General features: G+C 54.3%; 18 protein-coding genes. 2 read left to right on the top strand and 16 right to left on the bottom strand.

The window, feature by feature from the left end; genetic code table 11:
• Nucleotides 1-43: 43 nt before the first annotated feature.
• The 13 genes from HAP95_RS12255 to HAP95_RS12195 are packed head-to-tail and all read right to left on the bottom strand — an operon-like array spanning nt 44 to nt 13,508.
• Nucleotides 44-1,372 carry an NADH-quinone oxidoreductase subunit N gene (locus tag HAP95_RS12255; RefSeq protein WP_215884487.1) on the bottom strand — a complete coding sequence of 443 codons (1,329 nt, stop codon included), beginning with the start codon at nt 1,370-1,372 and terminating at the stop codon, nt 44-46.
• Nucleotides 1,362-2,822 (bottom strand): complex I subunit 4 family protein, encoded by a 1,461-nt coding sequence (locus HAP95_RS12250; RefSeq protein WP_215884486.1) that lies wholly within the window; start codon nt 2,820-2,822, stop codon nt 1,362-1,364. Before HAP95_RS12250 ends, HAP95_RS12255 begins: the two co-directional genes overlap by 11 nt.
• On the bottom strand, nt 2,819-4,681 hold the full coding sequence (gene nuoL / locus HAP95_RS12245; RefSeq protein ID WP_215884485.1) for an NADH-quinone oxidoreductase subunit L: 1,863 nt from the start codon (nt 4,679-4,681) through the stop codon (nt 2,819-2,821). Before nuoL ends, HAP95_RS12250 begins: the two co-directional genes overlap by 4 nt.
• Nucleotides 4,674-4,985, bottom strand: a complete 312-nt coding sequence (nuoK, locus tag HAP95_RS12240) for an NADH-quinone oxidoreductase subunit NuoK (protein WP_215884484.1) — start codon at nt 4,983-4,985, stop codon at nt 4,674-4,676. The genes nuoL and nuoK overlap by 8 nt, the downstream gene beginning before the upstream one ends.
• Nucleotides 4,975-5,469, bottom strand: coding sequence for an NADH-quinone oxidoreductase subunit J family protein (locus HAP95_RS12235; protein WP_226832757.1), 495 nt, complete (start codon nt 5,467-5,469; stop codon nt 4,975-4,977). The genes nuoK and HAP95_RS12235 overlap by 11 nt, the downstream gene beginning before the upstream one ends.
• Nucleotides 5,466-5,996 (bottom strand): NADH-quinone oxidoreductase subunit NuoI, encoded by a 531-nt coding sequence (gene nuoI / locus HAP95_RS12230; protein ID WP_215884483.1) that lies wholly within the window; start codon nt 5,994-5,996, stop codon nt 5,466-5,468. The genes HAP95_RS12235 and nuoI overlap by 4 nt, the downstream gene beginning before the upstream one ends.
• Entirely contained in the window at nt 5,993-6,949 is a 957-nt protein-coding gene (nuoH, locus tag HAP95_RS12225) for an NADH-quinone oxidoreductase subunit NuoH (protein WP_215884482.1), read from the bottom strand. The genes nuoI and nuoH overlap by 4 nt, the downstream gene beginning before the upstream one ends.
• Nucleotides 6,946-9,243, bottom strand: a complete 2,298-nt coding sequence (locus tag HAP95_RS12220) for a 2Fe-2S iron-sulfur cluster-binding protein (RefSeq protein ID WP_215884481.1) — start codon at nt 9,241-9,243, stop codon at nt 6,946-6,948. Before HAP95_RS12220 ends, nuoH begins: the two co-directional genes overlap by 4 nt.
• Nucleotides 9,240-10,499 carry a complex I 51 kDa subunit family protein gene (locus tag HAP95_RS12215; protein WP_215884480.1) on the bottom strand — a complete coding sequence of 420 codons (1,260 nt, stop codon included), beginning with the start codon at nt 10,497-10,499 and terminating at the stop codon, nt 9,240-9,242. Before HAP95_RS12215 ends, HAP95_RS12220 begins: the two co-directional genes overlap by 4 nt.
• Entirely contained in the window at nt 10,484-10,996 is a 513-nt protein-coding gene (gene nuoE, locus HAP95_RS12210; RefSeq protein ID WP_226832756.1) for an NADH-quinone oxidoreductase subunit NuoE, read from the bottom strand. The genes HAP95_RS12215 and nuoE overlap by 16 nt, the downstream gene beginning before the upstream one ends.
• Nucleotides 10,971-12,671 carry an NADH dehydrogenase (quinone) subunit D gene (gene nuoD / locus HAP95_RS12205; RefSeq protein ID WP_215884479.1) on the bottom strand — a complete coding sequence of 567 codons (1,701 nt, stop codon included), beginning with the start codon at nt 12,669-12,671 and terminating at the stop codon, nt 10,971-10,973. Before nuoD ends, nuoE begins: the two co-directional genes overlap by 26 nt.
• The gene (locus HAP95_RS12200) at nt 12,658-13,158 is read right to left on the bottom strand and encodes an NADH-quinone oxidoreductase subunit B (RefSeq protein WP_010640737.1); all 501 of its coding nucleotides are present in this window, start codon (nt 13,156-13,158) and stop codon (nt 12,658-12,660) included. Before HAP95_RS12200 ends, nuoD begins: the two co-directional genes overlap by 14 nt.
• The gene (locus HAP95_RS12195; RefSeq protein ID WP_215884478.1) at nt 13,149-13,508 is read right to left on the bottom strand and encodes an NADH-quinone oxidoreductase subunit A; all 360 of its coding nucleotides are present in this window, start codon (nt 13,506-13,508) and stop codon (nt 13,149-13,151) included. The genes HAP95_RS12200 and HAP95_RS12195 overlap by 10 nt, the downstream gene beginning before the upstream one ends.
• 150 nt (nt 13,509-13,658) lie before the next feature.
• On the opposite strand from HAP95_RS12195, the gene HAP95_RS12190 reads away from it, so the two are divergent.
• The gene (locus HAP95_RS12190) at nt 13,659-13,964 is read left to right on the top strand and encodes a hypothetical protein (RefSeq protein WP_215884477.1); all 306 of its coding nucleotides are present in this window, start codon (nt 13,659-13,661) and stop codon (nt 13,962-13,964) included.
• A 9-nt stretch (nt 13,965-13,973) separates the two neighbouring features.
• On the opposite strand, the gene HAP95_RS12185 is transcribed toward HAP95_RS12190, so the two are convergent.
• The 3 genes from HAP95_RS12185 to HAP95_RS12175 all read right to left on the bottom strand — a co-directional run bounded on the left by HAP95_RS12185 (nt 13,974) and on the right by HAP95_RS12175 (nt 16,154).
• Nucleotides 13,974-15,173: a Bcr/CflA family multidrug efflux MFS transporter gene (locus HAP95_RS12185; protein ID WP_215884476.1), complete on the bottom strand. Its 1,200-nt coding sequence runs from the start codon at nt 15,171-15,173 to the stop codon at nt 13,974-13,976.
• Between the two features lie 100 nt (nt 15,174-15,273).
• Complete coding sequence (locus HAP95_RS12180; RefSeq protein ID WP_215884475.1) at nt 15,274-15,480, bottom strand: YgaP family membrane protein; 207 nt, start codon at nt 15,478-15,480, stop codon at nt 15,274-15,276.
• Nucleotides 15,481-15,554: 74 nt separating this feature from the next.
• Nucleotides 15,555-16,154, bottom strand: coding sequence for a nitroreductase family protein (locus tag HAP95_RS12175; protein WP_215884474.1), 600 nt, complete (start codon nt 16,152-16,154; stop codon nt 15,555-15,557).
• 97 nt (nt 16,155-16,251) lie between these two features.
• Here HAP95_RS12175 and HAP95_RS12170 point away from each other — a divergent pair, with 97 nt between their 5' ends.
• Nucleotides 16,252-17,436, top strand: coding sequence for a BaiN/RdsA family NAD(P)/FAD-dependent oxidoreductase (locus HAP95_RS12170; protein ID WP_215884473.1), 1,185 nt, complete (start codon nt 16,252-16,254; stop codon nt 17,434-17,436).
• The last annotated feature ends 139 nt before the right edge of the window (nt 17,437-17,575 follow it).

Below are 17,575 nucleotides of genomic sequence, written 5' to 3'. Positions count from 1 at the left end.
GGGCCATGTCAAGGCATATACGGGCTGGTGACGACGCATTTTCTCAACCCATCCCCAACGGCACCAGCAACCAGCCAAATAGCAGGATCAATATACCCAGTGCGGCAAAAGTCTCCCAACTGCGCCGGTGCAGCAAACGGTCGGGGTTGCTGAGCACTGACGGTTTCCACAAGGTACTGAGATAGTAAGCAAAAGAAAAGGCGCTACCGAGAGCAATCAGAATGGCCAACCAATAGGCCTGATCGTGCACATCGGCAATGATGACCAGCAGTTTGGCAAAAAAACCGATGCTGGGCGGCATTCCAGCCAGCGAGAGCAAGGTCAGGCCCAGAAGCCCGGCCAGTACCGGTTGACGCTCCCGCAATGTCGCCCAGGGGATGGCAATACTGTTTTCCGGCAGCGCCGACAGGCCCATGAAAGTCCCTATGTTCATCAGACCATACACCAAAGCATAAATAGCACCCGCCATAATACCCAGGGGACCGGCCGCGAGGGCGGCCAGAAAGTAACCGGCATGGGCAATAGCCGAATAGCCCAACATTCTCCGCAAATGTCCGGCGCGATAAGCCAGGATGTTACCCAGCACAATACTGGTTGCCGCAATGACGGCAATCGGTATTTCGAGTTTTGGCGTTGCGGCCACCAGGGTAATCAGTGCCCCCATAATGGCGACTTTTGCCACCCCAGCCAGAAAAATCAGAAACGGCGCTGGCGCACCTTGATAAATGTCTGCTACCCAGGCATGAAAAGGCGCAGCGGCAATCTCGAAACTCAAGGCGGCCAGTAAGGCCAGCACGCCCATTAATCCGAATACATTTGATGTCATATCACCCATTGGCGGAATCACCGCCAGACTGCCATCGCCCAGATAGATCAAGGCAATACCTATGGCAAACTGAGCCGAAGCAAGCCCTGCCAGCACCGCATATTTAAAGGCGGATTCTACGGCTGCGCGGCCGCTGCCGGGCCAGGCCAGCAACGCAAAAAAAGGTAACACCTGCAGCTCCAGACCAACAAACATCAACAGAAGATTCTGGGCACTCACCAACATCAGGCTACCCGCCAGCATGGTCAGCAACAGCCCAACCAAACTGCCTGTCATTTTTCGGGAAAGTGGATGAAAGGTGATAAAAAACAGTCCCGCAGCCATGGCTAGGCTCAAATAGACACCGAGAAGAGTGGCGCTGAGATCCCAGTACAGATCGGCTCCCAGAGCCATATGCTCGACAAAAATACTGGCTGCAGCAGCAATGCTGCTGATTCCGCCCAACCAGGGCATGAGTCGGCCCAGCCGCAGGGCATCTGCGAGAAAGGCAATCAGTGCCGCAGCACCAACAATGAGTAATGGCAGCAAGGTTGGACTATAAGCCATGACCACCTCCGGCAATGACATCTCCACTATGAATGGAGAGCATGGTACCCAGATGGGCAAGAATGACCTGGGGATCCAGCCCGAGCCACAAGGTCAGCAGCCCCAGCACCCAAAACAGCAACCACTCGCCCTGCTGCAAATCCACCAGATTATCCGGCAAGGTTCCGTTCAGCGGACCCAGCATGATCCGCTCGTAGGCACGTAAAAAATAAACCACACCCGCGAGTATCCCCAAGGTCGCCAGCCCTGCTGCCCAAGGCAGCACCTGAAAGGCCCCTGCCAGGCTGAGAAATTCACCCGGGAAATTGGCCAGCCCTGGCAGCCCCATTCCCGCCAGAAAGAAAAAAAGCATCCAGGCACCGAGACGGGGAGCGCGTCGAAACAATCCTCCCAGACCTGCCCATTCTCCAGTCAAACCCCGGCTTTCCATAATGCTGACTACGCCGAACAGTCCTGCCGAGACCACGCCGTGCGCAATCAGCAAAAACACACTGCCATGTATCGCCTGCGTTTGCAGGGCAAACAGTCCGAGAGCCACCAGATTCATGTGGCTGACACTGGCCCAGGCTGCGAAAAGGCGAAGGTTGGCAGCATTGAGGGCGAGGAAGGCCCCATACAGGGTCCCGATTGCGCCGAGAATGATGCCGACCGGGGCAAACTCCAGTGCCGCCTGGGGAAGCATGGGAATAGCAAAATGAATCAGGCCATAAGCGCCCGCCGTCACTGCGGCCCCTGAAAGAAACACACTCCCTGCCGGCGCGGCATTGCCGTAGCCAGTACCAGCCCAACTATGCAGAGGGAAAAGTGGCATTTTGACCGCCAGGCCGGCGACCATTCCCAAAAACAGCCAGATACCGAGCCCCCCGGTAATACGGGTGTCAGCAAGCTGCAAAATGGAAAAATTATAGATTCCGGTCTGCTGACCGTGGAGGACATAGACCACAACCAGTGCGACCAGAAAAAGTAATGACCCAACGAAGGTGTACAACAGAAACTGTAGAGCAGCAGCACGACTTTTGTGACCACTGCGTAAAATCATGAAAGCGCTTGCCAACGCGAGGATTTCATAAAAAATATAAAACATCAGGACATTCTGAGCGAAAAATATTCCGAACAAAGCCCCGGACATCACCAGCACGGCACTCGCCAGCGCCCGGAATTCTGGTAAGCGCCAGGCAAAAGCCAGGCTCACCGGAATCAGCAAAGCGCACAGAAGCGCCAGGGTGCTGCCCAGGGGGCCAGCGTGCAAGGTCCAAAGACTACCCAGATAAGGGATATGTAGAGCATGCCCTAAAGTGCCGCTGGCTCCGGGGGCAAAACGCTGAATCAACGCCAACAACAATTCGACCAGCGCGATGGTCATTGCCAAGTACTGACCACTTTGTTTTTGCGCAGAAAGCCACAGCGCCGCCCCCCAGGGGAGAAGAATCAACACCGTTACAAGGATCACAACAAGTACCCCCAGGCGATGAAGAGCAGTACCACCAGCCCCAGAATCATGCCACTGGCATAGCGACTGATCAGACCATTTTCGCCCGCTTCCAGGGCACGGCTACCGAGCCCGAAGCCATCTCTTAATCCACCAAGCAGCATTAGTTGAAAGCCGCCCTGCTCAACCAGTCGATCCAGAATACGGGCAAATGCGTACCAGATGGGCGGAAAAATGCGTAGAAAAATCCGGTCAAAAAACCAGGCATTGAAAAGAAAGGCTATGCGACTGAGGCCACGACCTTCACGCTCCCATTGTGCGGCTTTGTAGGCAATGGCGATGCCAATGAGGGTGGCTACCGAACCCGCCACCTGCAGAAAAATATTGATATCCCCCGAAGGGGCTGGCGGCATGCCCAGTTCCGGAGCCAGCCAGGGTAACCAGATTTTCGGACCCGGCCAGCCCGGAGGAAACTGCAGCCAGCCAATACCAATACTGGCAACGGCCAGGATTCCCAGAGGAATTTTCATGCCCCAACCCATCTGATAGGACTCACCCGGCTTTTCCGGGCCTTCAAATACCAGAAAATAAAGCCGAAACGCATAAATCGCCGTAAATACCGCGCCCAGCAAAGCCAGGACCCAGAGCAGTTTGCCACCAGGGACGATAAATGCTGTGGCAATAATGGCGTCCTTGCTATAAAAAGAGGCCGAAACTACCGGTACGGCAGCCAGGGCAAAAATACCCGCCAGAAACGTCCATCGTAAAAAAGGTTGCTGCTTTTTGAGGCCGCCCATCTGGCGAATATCATGATTATCGCTATAGATGAGAATGACCACACCCGCGCCCATAAACAACAGCGCCTTGAAACAAGCATGTACAAGCAGGTGAAAAAGGCCGAGCGAAGGGGCACCAATGCCCACCCCGAGGAACATGTAGCCCAGTTGGCTGATGGTGGAGTACGCCAGCACCCGCTTGATGTCCACCTGAGCAATACCGCAACTTGCCGCATACAGAGCGGTAAAAGCGCCACTCAACCCGATCACCCAGAGCATCCCGGGGACTGCTGCAAAAACAGGGTACAGACGAATACACAAATACACGCCAGCGGTGACCATGGTAGCCGCATGAATCAGGGCGGAGACCGTACTGGGACCGGCCATGGAATCAGGTAACCAGATGTGCAGAGGAAACTGCGCAGATTTAGCGACAGCACCAATCAACACCAAAATTCCCGCTATGGTCAGGGCCAGCAGATCGGGATGTGCCGCTACAGCCGCAAACAGGGTTTGGTAATTGAGGGTGTGATATTCGGCAAAAAGGATAAATATTGCCAATGCCAGGGCCGTATCCCCAATGCGGGTCACCACAAATGCCTTGCGCCCGGCCCAGGCATTTTCCTGTTTGCGATACCAGTGCGCCACTAGGGCATAAGAACACAAGCCGACCGTCTCCCAGCCCAGGTACAGAAGCAGCAGGTTATCTGCCATGGTGAGAATCAGCATTCCGCCCACAAATAAATTCAAATAAAAATAGTAGCGCCGCTCGCCGTAATCCCCGTTCAGATATTGCTGGGAAAACAGATGGATCAGAAAACCTACAAAGGAGGCAATACTGATCATGACCAAAGTCACTTGATCGACATGAAAGCCAATATTGGCATGGAAATTACCCACCGAAATCCAGGTCCAGACCTGATCATGGAGATTGGGATCGCGACCGTGGGTCATCCAGACCGCGAATACCACCAGGGTGGACAGGAAGGGCATGGTTGCGGCCATGCGCCCTATGTGCCGTGGCGAAACATGTTCGCCAAAAATACCATTTAGCAAAGCACCCAGCAGAGGGAAGCCAGGGATTAGAAAAAGCCACTCATTCATCGACTTCCTCCCGAAGCTGCCGCAGGTCATCTACCGTATCCCCGCCCAGTTCCTGCTTGACGCGCAGCAACAAAGCCAGGGTCAAAGCCAGGGCCGCACCGCTCAGCGCCATCATGAACACCACCAGTACTTGCCCAGTGACAGAATGCCAGCGGGCACCTCCGGCCAGGGCAATGACCATGGCAGCGTTAAAGAGCAATTCAATGCCCAGTAACAAAAAAATGAGATTACGGCGCAAAATGATCAACGCCACTCCAATCACAAAAAGTAATGCGGCAATCACCAGTGTGAGTTCAAGCGTCATGATCATCCCTCCGATGAATTGCCAGCACGGCGGCAATGACGGCAAAAAGCAGCAGCGCCACAGCCTCCGTGAGCCAGAGATAGGGACCGAAAAGGGCACGCCCTACCGTACCTGGACCTATTTCCTGAATAACCACCAGGAGATCCGGGCGACGGCTGAAAAGAAGAATCAGGACGGCCGTCAGCAGAACCATGAGCACCGCTGGCCACCAGAAACCCCGGCGCCAGCGGGGTTCTTCCCGGGTGGTCAGCGAGGTGCGTAACAACATGATGGCAAAAAGAAAAAGGACCAGAATAGCGCCCACATACAACATCACTTCCAGGGCCGCGACAAAAGGTGCTCCCAGCACCAGAAACAAGATACTCAAGGCCAGCAGGCTGACTCCCAGATTCACCGCGCCATGCATGGGATCACGGACCACCAGCAGCGCTGCTCCAGTCGTCAGGATAATCAACAATAACAGCAAGATCAGAAAAATCATCATGGCAGATTACTCCGGACATTGACGGGCGTTTTTTCGTTGATGCCCTCACCTTTATCCTTGTCTTGCAGAGCCACTCCGGAATGCCGATAAAAATTGTAATGCGGATGCTTACCCGTCCCGTCAATGAGCAACGCCTCTTTTTCGTAGATAAAATCAGCGTGATGTTCTTTGCTGAAAGCAAATTCATCGAGGAGCTGGATGGCCAGCGTCGGACAGGCCTCCTCACAGAGGCCGCAATAAATGCAACGGGAAAAATTAATACGGAACGTCAGGGGATAGCGGCGCGTATCAGGGCGCTCTCCGGCTTGCAATTCAATGCAACGCGTCGGACATACTGCGGAACAAAGCTGGCAGGCAACGCAGCGCTCATCACCGTCGGGATCACGCGTAAGTACGGGCCGTCCCCGCCAGCGTGGCGGCAAGTTCAAAGGCTCCTCAGGATAGCTGACGGTTGAAGTCCGGCCCAGCTGACGCAAAGTCGTCCACAGCCCTGCGCCCAGTTCGGAAATATTGCGCCAGACACTCATGCCAGCCTCCACAAAGCTGCCGCCAAAGCCGTCGCAAGCACATTGAACAATGCCAGAGGCAGAAGCACTTTCCAGCCCAAGGCCATCAACTGGTCATAACGCGGTCGGGGCAAGGTCGCCCGCAACCAGAAAAACACAAAAATCACCGCTGCCGTCTTGATCAGCAACCATATCCATCCGGGTAGCCAGGGACCATGCCAGCCGCCGAGGTAGAGCAATGCCGTAAGCACTGCGATCAAAGTCAGGCCAAGATACTCTCCCAGGAAGAAATAGCCAAAGCGCATCCCCCCGTATTCTGTATTAAATCCAGCCACCAATTCACTTTCCGCTTCGGGCAAATCAAAGGGAAGGCGGTGAGTTTCGGCCACACCGGCTATCAGAAAAATGACAAAACCCAAAGGTTGAAGGACGATATAGGGCAGATTTTGCGCCGCGACGATCCCATTGAGGGACAGCGATCCACTCAGCAATACCACACCCAAAAGAGCCAGTCCCATGGGTAACTCATAGCTGACCAACTGGGCCACTGCCCGGACTGCGCCCAGCAGGGAAAACTTGTTGCCCGAAGCCCATCCCCCCAAAAATACTCCGTAGGCATTCAGGGAACTCATGGCCAGAATGAACAACAAACCGATATTCCAGTTGCCTGCCCAGGAAAAATGATGATCCAGCGGCACCACGGCAAAGCTGGCCAAAGCGCTGAAGGCCACCAGAACCGGCGCCGCCCGGTAAAGTACCGGATCGGCAAAATCGGGCACAAAATTTTCTTTGCTCATCAACTTGAGGGCATCAGCAAGCGCCTGGCCGATGCCCAGAGGACCCAGTCGATTGGGGCCCAGACGATTCTGCAGAAAACCCAGAACCCGCCGCTCTGCAAAGACCAGAAAACCCGCCACGCCCAGCAAAACCAGGGTGGTAAATAACATGCCCAGAGCCATCAGAAAAAGCCTCATCGGCTTTGCTCCCAGCTGACTTCGACGGGATCACCAGGATATAAGCCCAGCTCGGCGAAACCTTCCTGATCAATGGCAATGACCCCTTGGACCATTTCTGCGCAGGCAATGACCGGCAACTGCAGATCTCCGCAAGGACCATGCAAAGTGGCAGCGACGGCCTGAACGTCCGGATGCACCCGCAAACCCCGGGCCGGAGCCAGAGAATGCAGTTCGTCTGCCGTGTCAGCCAGCGTTTCCCCACCATACCAGCGAAAAATATCGAGTTCCCATTGCTCGGGCGTCACCGCCCGGGTTGCCGGAAGTGCGGCGATTTCAAAGCGGGCACGAATAGTGTCTGGTAACAAAACTCCGGGGCCCTCTGGATCTGGCTGTTCAGGACACAGAAAATGCAAATAAAAATCCAGACGTTTTTGCCAAGCTTCGTGCAAGTGCAGCATTTCAGCCAGACGACCCAGCCAAAACAAAGGCGGCGGCGGACCGAGCGGGTGCTTCAAGCCACCGGCCGCCTCGGGAAAGCCGCTGCCATGCACCGCCGAGTGCAGCACCTGCGCCTCGCGACGATAAACCGGTGAAAACGCCTGAATCCGGCCTTCATAATTCACAAATAAACCAGCCCGCTCAGGAAAGGCCGCCACGGGTATTAAGGCTTCTGCGCTTCTGGCCGTTTCCGAATCGACCATATCCAGCAAGGTCAGACCATCCAGACCTGGAGCGAGCGTTCGCCAGGTACCCGCCCCCCAGTCCTCGCCCAAGGGATCAGCGCCCAAACAAAGCAGATGATTGATTTTGCGTTGCCGTAAAGCCTGCTGCAGACGCTCGGTATGACCGTCTGCCGCAAAATAGGCGGCCCCAAACAAATTGGGTCGATTGACAAAAGCACCGGCCCGGGCGTTGGCAGGCAGTTTTTCCAGGGTTTTGCGCAGTGCATACAAACCAGATGGGCCCAGGGTTTCAGCGGTAGCCAACAACACCGGAAACCGTCCCCCCTGCAAACAGGGATCATCCGCCAGTCGAGCAACCTGATCACGCAAGGCACTGGGGCGTAAAGGTCGATAATCCCCTTTTTGGGCAAGTTCGGTCCGGCTGCTGGCCAGCACCGTCAAACGTGCGCCCTGGCGCAATGCCTGACGTACTGCAAAACCCGCCATGGGGGCAATGCTGTCCAGATCGCCGATGACCACAATGCGGTCGGCCGCCGCCACCTCCTGCAAACTGGGCGCCTGCGGAAGTGCCAGGCATTGTTGCGCCAGAGCTTCTGCCCAGGAACTGGTTACCGCAGCAAAGGGCGCATGCAGGCAATCTGCCAGTGCAAAAAGACCCAGATTACTGTGCAGATCTTCGCGCGGGGAGCCCAGGAAGCCACTGCGTCCCTCTTCCAGACGGCTGGCCAGCTGACGCAAGACGGCATCCTGACGGCTGGGCTCCCCCTGTAGGCGAGGCTGCAGAGGCCGGGAATTTGCCGTCGCGTAGGGAAAAGCATAGCGGCCCCGGTCACAGAGGAAGTGACCATTTATTTCCGGCCGTATGCGGTTACGAATACGGCGCAAGGTTCCCAGACGCGCTCCAGGGGTAGTATTGCAACCCACCGCGCAATGAGGGCATACCGAAGGACCCTGCTGCAAATCCCAAACCCTGACATAATCATGACGAAAAACCTTGTCCGTAAATACGCCCGTCGGACAGACTTCGACCAGATTCCCACTGAAAGGACTTTCCAGCGGCCCATCTTCCAGGCGTCCAAAGCTGACCCGGTTGCGGGAGCCGAACACCCCGAAATCTTCACCCTGAGCAGCATCCTGATAAAAACGCACGCAGCGATAGCAGGTAATACAGCGATTCATTTCCTGATACACCAAAGGACCGAGGTCCTGATTGCGATAGGTACGCTTCGGACCGCTGTAATGGCGCACGCTATGTCCGGTCTGCACCGTCATATCCTGAAGATGACATTGTCCACCCTCATCACAGACCGGGCAGTCAAGTGGATGATTGGTCATCAATAGCTCAATGATTTCCCGATGCTCGGTATGCACGTCGTCTTCCAGAGTAACCAGTTGCAGGCCATCGCTGGCTGGCAGCAGGCAGGCCATGGTAATCCGGGGGGGGTGTTTGCTGTCATGGGAGTACATTTTCACGGCACATTGCCGACAAGCCCCCAGACTTCCCAAGGCGGGATGAAAACAAAAATAGGGGATCTGCTGATCTTTTCCGGCAGCAATAGCCGCCTCCAGCACGTTCTGTCCAGGGATGAAGGGAATCTCCTGACCATCCAGAAAAAATACATGCTTCATGATTGAGGCCCCCGATATGGACAATGACCCAGACGAACATGCGCCTCAAAATCATCCGCAAAGGCATGTAAACCCGAAAGCACCGGCATCAGCGCTCCCGGAGCCAACGCACAAAAACTGTTGGGCGCAATTTGCCCACCGAGCTGATGCAAGGTCTTTATATCCTCGGCACTGCCTTCTCCAGCCTCAATCCGCTCCAGCAACCAGCGCACATAGGGCAAGCCTTCCCGGCAGGGGGTGCAGAATCCACACGATTCGCGCGCGAAAAACCGGGTCGTCGCCACCAGAAAATCGACGGGGCACTGCCGATCATCCATCAGAATGAAGCCCCCTGTACCCAGTCGGGAACCGACTTTGGCCACCGCATCAAAATGCATGGGCGTATCGAAGTTTTCGGGCATCAGAAAGGGCGTGGAGGAGCCACCCGGCAACACCGCGCGCAAAGTGCGTCCTGGCTGCAAACCTCCGGCATGTTCAAACAGTATTTCCTGAGCGGTCGTTCCCATGGGCAATTCAAAAACACCGGGGCGTTTCGCAGGGCCGCAGACACTGTACAATTTGCTGCCCACGCCACCATTGACGCCCAGGCTGCGAAACCAGTCCGCGCCGTGCGCGAAAATACCCGGCAAATGCGCAATACTTTCGGCGTTGTTGACGGTAGTCGGTTGCTGCCAGAGCCCCTGTTGACTGATATGCGGAGGTTTTTTACGCGGATTTGCGCGTTTGCCTTCAATGGCATTCAGAATGGCCGAATCTTCGCCACAAATATAGCGTCCCAAAGAAACATGAATATCCAGGCGCAAATCGCCATCAGGCAAGCGCATTAATCCTGCCTCGCGGGCCTGATACAGCGCTTTTTCCAGAACACGGGCACCTGCTGCATATTCACCCCGTACAAAAATGACGGCATAACGCACACCCAAAGCATGAGCCGCAATGAACATGCCTTCCAGAATATGGTGCGGGGCCCCGAAAAGCAGAGCCCGGTCCTTGATGCTGCCCGGCTCGGTTTCATCCAGATTGCAAACCAGATAACGCGGTTCAGGAGCATCAACTCCGCGCAGGCGCCATTTGAGGCCCGTCGGAAAGCCCGCACCACCACAACCCCGAAGTCCGGATTTTTCTAGTTCCGCAATAATATCAGCAGGATCCATCTGCACGGCTCTTGCAAGCCCCACATACCCCCCGGCATCCCGGTAAGCGCGCAGATCTGCCGGATCGGGATCTGCAAAATGTCGGCTCAGGATGGCTTCCATATATCCGCCTCCAGTTGTGCCAAAAGCTGGGTCAATGTCTGGGTATCCACCGGCCCCAGCGCCTGGTCATCTACCATCAGGGCGGGGGCCCGATCACAGAGGCCAATGCAGACATGCGGTATCACCGTCAGCTTGCCACTGCGACTGACCTCACCGAGATCCACGCCCGAATGCTGGCGGGCCTGGGTCAGGATATCCTGAGCCCCGGCCATATGGCAGGCGATGCTGTCGCATATGCGCAGAACATGGGTGCCCACCGGTTCACGCAACACCAGACTGTAAAAGGTGCAAAGCTCTTCGACCTTGACCGGACTCAACCCGGTCAAAGACGCTGCCAGACGCAATGCCTCCCCATCAATGTAGCCTCGGGCCTTTTGCAGGACCTGCAGGACTTCACTGATGGCCGCTTCTGGAACAGGTGACGCCGCCACCAGATCCTGCAACCTGGCGAGAAGCGATTCATCATGCAAGTCAACGATCGAGGTCGGCGAGGACATAATCTATGGATCCAATCGTGGCAATAAAATCGGGGAGAGCCGTATCGCGCCCCAGTTCGGTAATCAGCTGGACATGGGGAAAGGAAGGAGTCCGTACCCTTAGCCGGTAAGGATGGGCGCTGCCATCAGCCACAATGTAATAGGCGAGCATGCCGCGCGCCGACTCAGTGATGCTCAGCACCTGTCCTGCGGGAGGACCGATTTCGCCCGCCATCTGCTCGAAATGATGAATCAGCGTTTCAATATCCCGCAAGGTATGGTCTTTGGGTGGCAAGGCGTACCGGGCGTCAGCGGCCAGAGTCGCACCATCCGGCATTTTGTCGGCGAGCTGACGAAGCATCCGGATACTTTCGCGAATTTCATCAATATGCAGTTGGGTCCTGGCTAAAGCATCCCCATCGGTGGAGGTCGGCACCTCAAAATCAAGAACGTCGTATAACCCGTAGGGTGCTGCTTTGCGCATATCCCAGGCTTTGCCCGTACTACGCAAGACAATACCCGAAGCACCCCACTTTTCTGCCTGCGCCGCTGACAACACCCCAATCCCCTGGGTGCGGGCACGGAAAATCGGATTCCCTACGGTGAGCGTCTCCGTATCGCGCAAACCCGACTCCACTTTCTGAAGGACTTGCAGCAGATCATCGCGCCAGTCCTCCGGCAAATCAGCCGCTACTCCACCAATCCGAAAAAACTGTGGATGCAGACGCCCGCCTGTATATTTTTCGATCAGATCGAGCAGCAGCGCTCTATCCCGAAACGCATAAAATGCCGGCCCCATGGTGCCGAGATCATTTCCATAGCTTCCCAACCACACCAAATGGGAAGATATCCGGCAGATTTCCGCCAACAAGGTCCGGATACCTTCGGCGCGATCCGGCAATTGCAAATCCGCCAGCATCTCCACCGCACGAACATAGGGAAACTCGCCCAGGATTCCCCCCAGATAATCCACCCGGTCGGTATAGGGAATAAAATTATGGAACGTATGTCCTTCGGCTATTTTTTCCACACCCCGATGGTGATAACCAATATCGGGGTCCACGCTGGCAATTTTTTCCCCGGAAATTTTCAGTACAAAGCGCAAAATTCCGTGGGTTCCGGGATGATGTGGGCCAACATTCAGTACCGTCTGCCCGGATTCTGGAGGCAATACCTCATCGCTGTAGGCTTTGAGTGCTTCCTGCAAATCGGTTTTGCTCAAACGATAGGCAGGACGTTCTGTGGCGCGGATGGCTTCGCTTTTTCGTAGCGGGTGCCCTTCCCAGAGGGGCGGGAGTAAAATGCGCCGCAAATCCGGGTGACCACTGAACTGCAGACCAAACAGATCGTACACTTCCCGTTCATACCAATTGGCATTGGCAAAAATACCGGTTATCGACGGTACCGGAAGCTCGGCGTCGCAGTGTGTCACCCGCAAACGCAGGGCACCACAACCCTCCAGTCCGTGCAGATGATAGGTCAGGGTATATTGTGCAGCCTCTGAGTCACCCTGCGGTCCTTCATCCACGGCCGTCAAATCCAGCAACATCGGAAAAGACGGTTGCATTTGTTCATGCAGGAATTGCATGGCTGGCAGCAGCTGCTCTTCGGGCAGCAGGAAATCCGGCCAGCCATCCCGCCCATCAGTAACTGGACTCGCAGCAAAGTGCTTTTGCAGCATCTCAGCCAGAAGCATTGGTCAGCTCCCGCTGAAATATCCGGGGAGGATTTCGCCGGATTTTCTGCTGCAATAATAACAAACCGTCCATCAGGGCTTCCGGACGGGGTGGACAACCCGGCACATAAATATCTACTGGCAGCAGTCGATCAATACCCTGGACCACGCTGTATACATCATACATGCCCCCGGAGTTGGAACAGGAGCCCATGGAAATTACCCATTTGGGCTCCAGCATTTGTTCATATATCTCCAGAATCATGGGAGCCATTTTCACGAAAATCGTTCCTGAAGTGATCAGCACATCCGACTGCCGGGGCGAGCCGCGCAGCACCTCGGCACCAAATCGCGACAAATCATGGCGGGGCGTCACGGCAGCAACCATTTCAATAAAACAGCAGGAAGTGCCAAAATTCAGAGGCCAGAGAGAACCTGCCCGACTCCACGCCAGCATTTCTTCAAATTTGCCCACCAGCAAAGACAAGGGGCCCGGAGCTAATGCCATTGCAAACCTCCCATACGCCACTCATAAAACAAGCCCAGACCCAGAATCACCATAAAAGCCAACCCGGCCACGATCGGCCCCCAGCCCAAGGTATGAAAAGCCACCGCCCAGGCAAAAAGGAAAGCGGCTTCCAGCTCAAACACCAGAAAGGAAACGGCCAGGAGATAAAAGGCAATGGGGGTTCGCGGATGCGTACTGGTGTTGGCTCCCAGCCCACTTTCAAAAGGAATATTTTTATTGCGATTGGGGTGTTGTCCGCCGAGCAGACCCGATATCCAGAGAATACCCATTAACACCAGCAACACTGCAGCGGCAAAAATCCCGACTATCAGGGCAGGACTCGCCATCATTGCCGATCCTCCCAAAGTGCGATTTTTGTCGAAAAATACAAAAAGCCCCCTTTTCAGAATTCAGGCACGGCGCGCCAGCACGCAGTGTCATCATTGAACTACGCTGTATAGTATAGACCATCATTTGTAGCGCATCTGAGGAGCCCTCACATGAATATTTGGGAAGACCCCGTCGTCCAGTCGGGCATATTGGACTATCTGGAGCAAAAACAACTGCTGGCCAGCTTCACCAGCATGGGTGGTGTGGCGCTCAGGGAAGGTGCACAGTGTCACTGCAGTCTTCCCGAGCATGTGGGCAATGAAGTGATTGTGCTTTGTCAGTTTGATTTTGAAGAACTGGTCCCCTTTGGGGCTGCTGGAGATCAGCGTCTGCGACAACAAGGACAAGTGCATGTGCGTCTTGATGCCAATGGTCAGGTCAGCGACGCATGGTTATGCCGGCCGGGCTCCTGCTAAAAAGTCCATTCAGCTTTTCATGAGCAGGGCAGGATCTTGCAGCTTGCGGGCGTAGCGCAAGCCGACCACCGCAACGGCAGCACAACCCAAAATGGTCATGCCCAATGGTAACGCACTGTGCATGACCATACTGCCAATGACAATGGCAGAAACAGATGCAGCCGTGAACTGCATGGCTCCGAGCAGTGCTGAGGCGCCGCCCGCATGAGCGCCTTGCCCGGCCATCGCCAGGGCCGTGGCATTGGGGCCAACCAGACCAATGCTCGCTACATAGATGAACAGCGGCAGCATAATCGCAAACATGCTGATTTCTGGATAATAACCAATGATAAACAATACGATACCCGCCAGCAACTGAATGATCACCACCGTCTGGAGGATTCCTTCTGCTGTGTAGCGCCGATGCAGGATTCGGTTGAGTTGCGACATTACTACCAGGCCCAAGGCATTGGCACCGAATATCCAGCCAAAACTGTTGGCTGGGACTTTATAAAGATCAATAAACACAAAGGGCGATCCGGCAATATACGCAAACATGCCGCCGTAGCACATGGCATAGACCAAAGAAAAAGCCATAAAACGCCGGTCCAGCAAAAGTGCGTGGTAACGCCGCAACACCTTGCTTATTACCAGGGAGTGCTCTGCTGTGGGCTGATGCGTTTCGCGCAATCCCAGATAGACCAGTCCAAAAATAAACAACCCGAATACCGTCAATAACCAGAAAATACTCTGCCATCCCAACCAGACCAGCAAATACCCGCCCATCAACGGCGCAATAATAGGGGCAAGGCCCATCACCAGAATCATGGCGGCAAAAATATGTGGCGCTTCCTTGGGGGTAAACAGATCACGCACCACGGCCCGGGAAATCACCAGACCTGCGCATGCTCCCAGCCCCTGCATAAAACGTAGACCGATCAGCACCTCAATAGAGGGAGATAGAGCACAGCCAGCCGAAGTCAGCACATACAGTATCAGTCCCAGCAACAGAGGTCGGCGGCGTCCAAAACGATCCGAAAGCGTCCCAAAAAACAGCTGCCCCAGAGAAAGTCCCACAAAAAAACTCGCCAGAGTCAACTGCACTGCCAGATGTGGCGCTGTAAAATAGCGGGACAGCGTCGGCAGACTGGGAAGGTACATATCAATAGACATCGGGCCAAAGGCACTCAACATGCCCAGAATAAAAATCAGTCGTCTTTTATGCAGCAATGTTTTTCCTGGCTATGCCTGATAAACAGAAGGCACGGGATGACCGTGCCTTCTAAATCCACTAAACCTTTCACTGAGCTAAGGAGGATACGCCCTGATCTCAGGAATTCTTTTTTACCGGGCAGGTTTTGATGCCCAGCAAAGTGTACAACCCACAAAAACCAGTGATTCCAGTAATCAGTGGCACCAATCCTACCACCGCCCACCATTTGTTTTCACCGTGCAAGAATACTGCGAGAACCACAATAATCACCAAGCCCACAATCACCCGGACCAGACGATCCACGCTTCCTTCATTGACTGGCATTGCCCTCTCTCCTGCAGGAATTTCCTGCCCGTATCAACTGGAACTGGATTATAGTACGTTAACTCTCTGAATCACTAAAAATGATCTATTTTTACCAGGGACTGGATGTCAACCCGATTTCTTTCCCAGGCATTTTCGGTCCCTTTACCCACGGCGATCATGTACCCGATTGCATGATTTTCTGGCAAATGGATCAGTTTTGCCACAGCATCAAAATCAAAACCATCCATCGGACAGGAGTCATAACCAAGATCCTGAGCCAACAACATCAGCGTCATTCCAAAAATGCCAAGGGTGCGCATGGCTTCATCCCGCGCAATTTCCGGCTTGCCGCGATAGTATTCATCCAGTTTCGGCAATAAAAAATCCTGGACCGGCTGCGGAGAAGTCGCCCAGTAACGTTGCGGATCTTCCTGCCACGCCTCCAAATCTGCACATAAAACAAAAAGCGCCGATGCATCGGTGACTTGTGCCTGACCCCAGGCTTGTTCACGAATGGCCGCACGCAGCTGCGGATCCTGCACATCCACAATCCGCCAATGCTGAATATTGTAGGCACTGGGCGCTAAAGAAGCGTGCTCCAGAAGCGTTCTTTTGGTTTCGGCAGACATCTGATGATGCGGATCAAAGGACTTGGCTGCACGACGTTGCTGGACTGCGGTAATGACATCCATATACTCACCTCTTCGATGTTATAAAATAAGTCATCACAATCTAGAACCGACCGGTTGGTATTGTCAACCTCCTGATTGAAGGGCTCCACAAAAGATCATGTCAGAGCATACAGAAGTATTCATCATTGGCGCTGGTGCCGCCGGATTGATGTGCGCCATCACAGCGGGACAGCGTGGACGCAAAGTCATTCTTGTGGATCATGCCAATCGTATCGGCAAAAAAATTCTGATGTCTGGCGGTGGCCATTGTAATTTTACCAACCTTTCCGTAGCTGCTGCTAACTATTTAAGCGCAAACAAACACTTTGCCAAATCTGCGCTGGCTCGCTATACCCCGGAAAATTTCATCGAACTGGTTGAAAAATACCAGATCGCCTACCATGAAAAAGAAGCCGGACAACTATTTTGTGATGGATCCTCCAAACAGATTGTGGCCATGCTTGCTGGAGAGTGCCAAGCCGCCAATGTGGATATCCACACTCAGTGCAGCATAATTTCCTGCAAAAAAGAGGAGGATATTTTTCATATCGAAAGCAATCAGGGAAATTTCAGCGCAGAATCCCTAGTCATAGCTACTGGCGGGCTTTCCATTCCCAGCCTGGGGGCCAGTGGTTTCGGCTATCAACTGGGGCAGCAGTTTGGTCATACCCTACAAAATACCCGACCGGGTTTAGTGCCGCTCACCTTGACTGGCCGTGCTCATGAACCATTAAGTGGCCTTGCCGGAGTGTCTGTGAGTTCTGCAGAAACCCATTTCAACAAACAGCATTTCCGTGCCGGGTTATTGTTCACCCATCGCGGCCTCAGTGGCCCGGTCATTTTGCAGATCTCGTCCTTCTGGCAAGAAGGTAAAGCCGTCGAGATTGATTTGCTGCCAGAACTGGATGTTTATGAGTACTTGCGGCAATTAAAAATGGAAAAACCCCAATCATTCCTGAAAAGCAGCTTGTCCGAAATACTGCCCAACCGTCTTGCCCAAACCATGTGCGATCTTTATTGGCACAATCAGCCTCTGGGTAATTATCCAGACCTGGAATTGGCTTCTATTGCCCAAAAGCTCCAGCAATGGTCCATTCTCCCTAGTGGTACAGAGGGGTATCGTAAAGCTGAAGTGACCCTTGGGGGTATAGATACTGCCGAACTTTCCTCCAGCACCATGGAATCGAAAATCGTCTCCGGACTTTATTTTATTGGAGAGGTTGTGGATGTGACTGGCTGGTTGGGGGGATACAATTTTCAGTGGGCCTGGGCATCTGGCTACGCAGCGGGCAATGACGCATGACCCCAAAGGACGTCCTGACAAAAAATTAGCCCTGCTTCAAAAAGAAGCAGGGCTAAGGTATAGGAGTCTGGCGGTGACCGACTTTCGCGGAGGGAGGCCCTCAACTATCATAGGCGCTGCAGTGTTTCACGGTCCTGTT

It is taken from the genome of Acidithiobacillus sulfurivorans, from assembly GCF_018853815.1.
Lineage (GTDB): Bacteria > Pseudomonadota > Gammaproteobacteria > Acidithiobacillales > Acidithiobacillaceae > Acidithiobacillus > Acidithiobacillus sulfurivorans.
The sequence above is the reverse complement of the archived record's forward strand: the minus strand, read 5'-3'. Positions and strand labels throughout refer to the sequence as shown.

Coding starts and splice junctions, on each gene's coding strand:
- nuoL (WP_215884485.1), bottom strand. CDS start 4,681: ATGAATGAGTGGCTTTTTCTAATCCCTGGCTTCCCTCTGCTGGGTGCT.
- nuoE (WP_226832756.1), bottom strand. CDS start 10,996: ATGTCCTCGCCGACCTCGATCGTTGACTTGCATGATGAATCGCTTCTC.
- HAP95_RS12170 (WP_215884473.1), top strand. CDS start 16,252: ATGTCAGAGCATACAGAAGTATTCATCATTGGCGCTGGTGCCGCCGGA.
- HAP95_RS12175 (WP_215884474.1), bottom strand. CDS start 16,154: ATGGATGTCATTACCGCAGTCCAGCAACGTCGTGCAGCCAAGTCCTTT.
- HAP95_RS12195 (WP_215884478.1), bottom strand. CDS start 13,508: ATGATGGCGAGTCCTGCCCTGATAGTCGGGATTTTTGCCGCTGCAGTG.
- HAP95_RS12235 (WP_226832757.1), bottom strand. CDS start 5,469: ATGATGATTTTTCTGATCTTGCTGTTATTGTTGATTATCCTGACGACT.
- nuoH (WP_215884482.1), bottom strand. CDS start 6,949: ATGAGGCTTTTTCTGATGGCTCTGGGCATGTTATTTACCACCCTGGTT.
- HAP95_RS12180 (WP_215884475.1), bottom strand. CDS start 15,480: ATGCCAGTCAATGAAGGAAGCGTGGATCGTCTGGTCCGGGTGATTGTG.
- nuoI (WP_215884483.1), bottom strand. CDS start 5,996: ATGAGTGTCTGGCGCAATATTTCCGAACTGGGCGCAGGGCTGTGGACG.
- HAP95_RS12200 (WP_010640737.1), bottom strand. CDS start 13,158: ATGGCATTAGCTCCGGGCCCCTTGTCTTTGCTGGTGGGCAAATTTGAA.
- HAP95_RS12220 (WP_215884481.1), bottom strand. CDS start 9,243: ATGAAGCATGTATTTTTTCTGGATGGTCAGGAGATTCCCTTCATCCCT.
- HAP95_RS12190 (WP_215884477.1), top strand. CDS start 13,659: ATGAATATTTGGGAAGACCCCGTCGTCCAGTCGGGCATATTGGACTAT.
- HAP95_RS12255 (WP_215884487.1), bottom strand. CDS start 1,372: ATGGCTTATAGTCCAACCTTGCTGCCATTACTCATTGTTGGTGCTGCG.
- nuoD (WP_215884479.1), bottom strand. CDS start 12,671: ATGCTTCTGGCTGAGATGCTGCAAAAGCACTTTGCTGCGAGTCCAGTT.
- HAP95_RS12215 (WP_215884480.1), bottom strand. CDS start 10,499: ATGGAAGCCATCCTGAGCCGACATTTTGCAGATCCCGATCCGGCAGAT.
- nuoK (WP_215884484.1), bottom strand. CDS start 4,985: ATGACGCTTGAACTCACACTGGTGATTGCCGCATTACTTTTTGTGATT.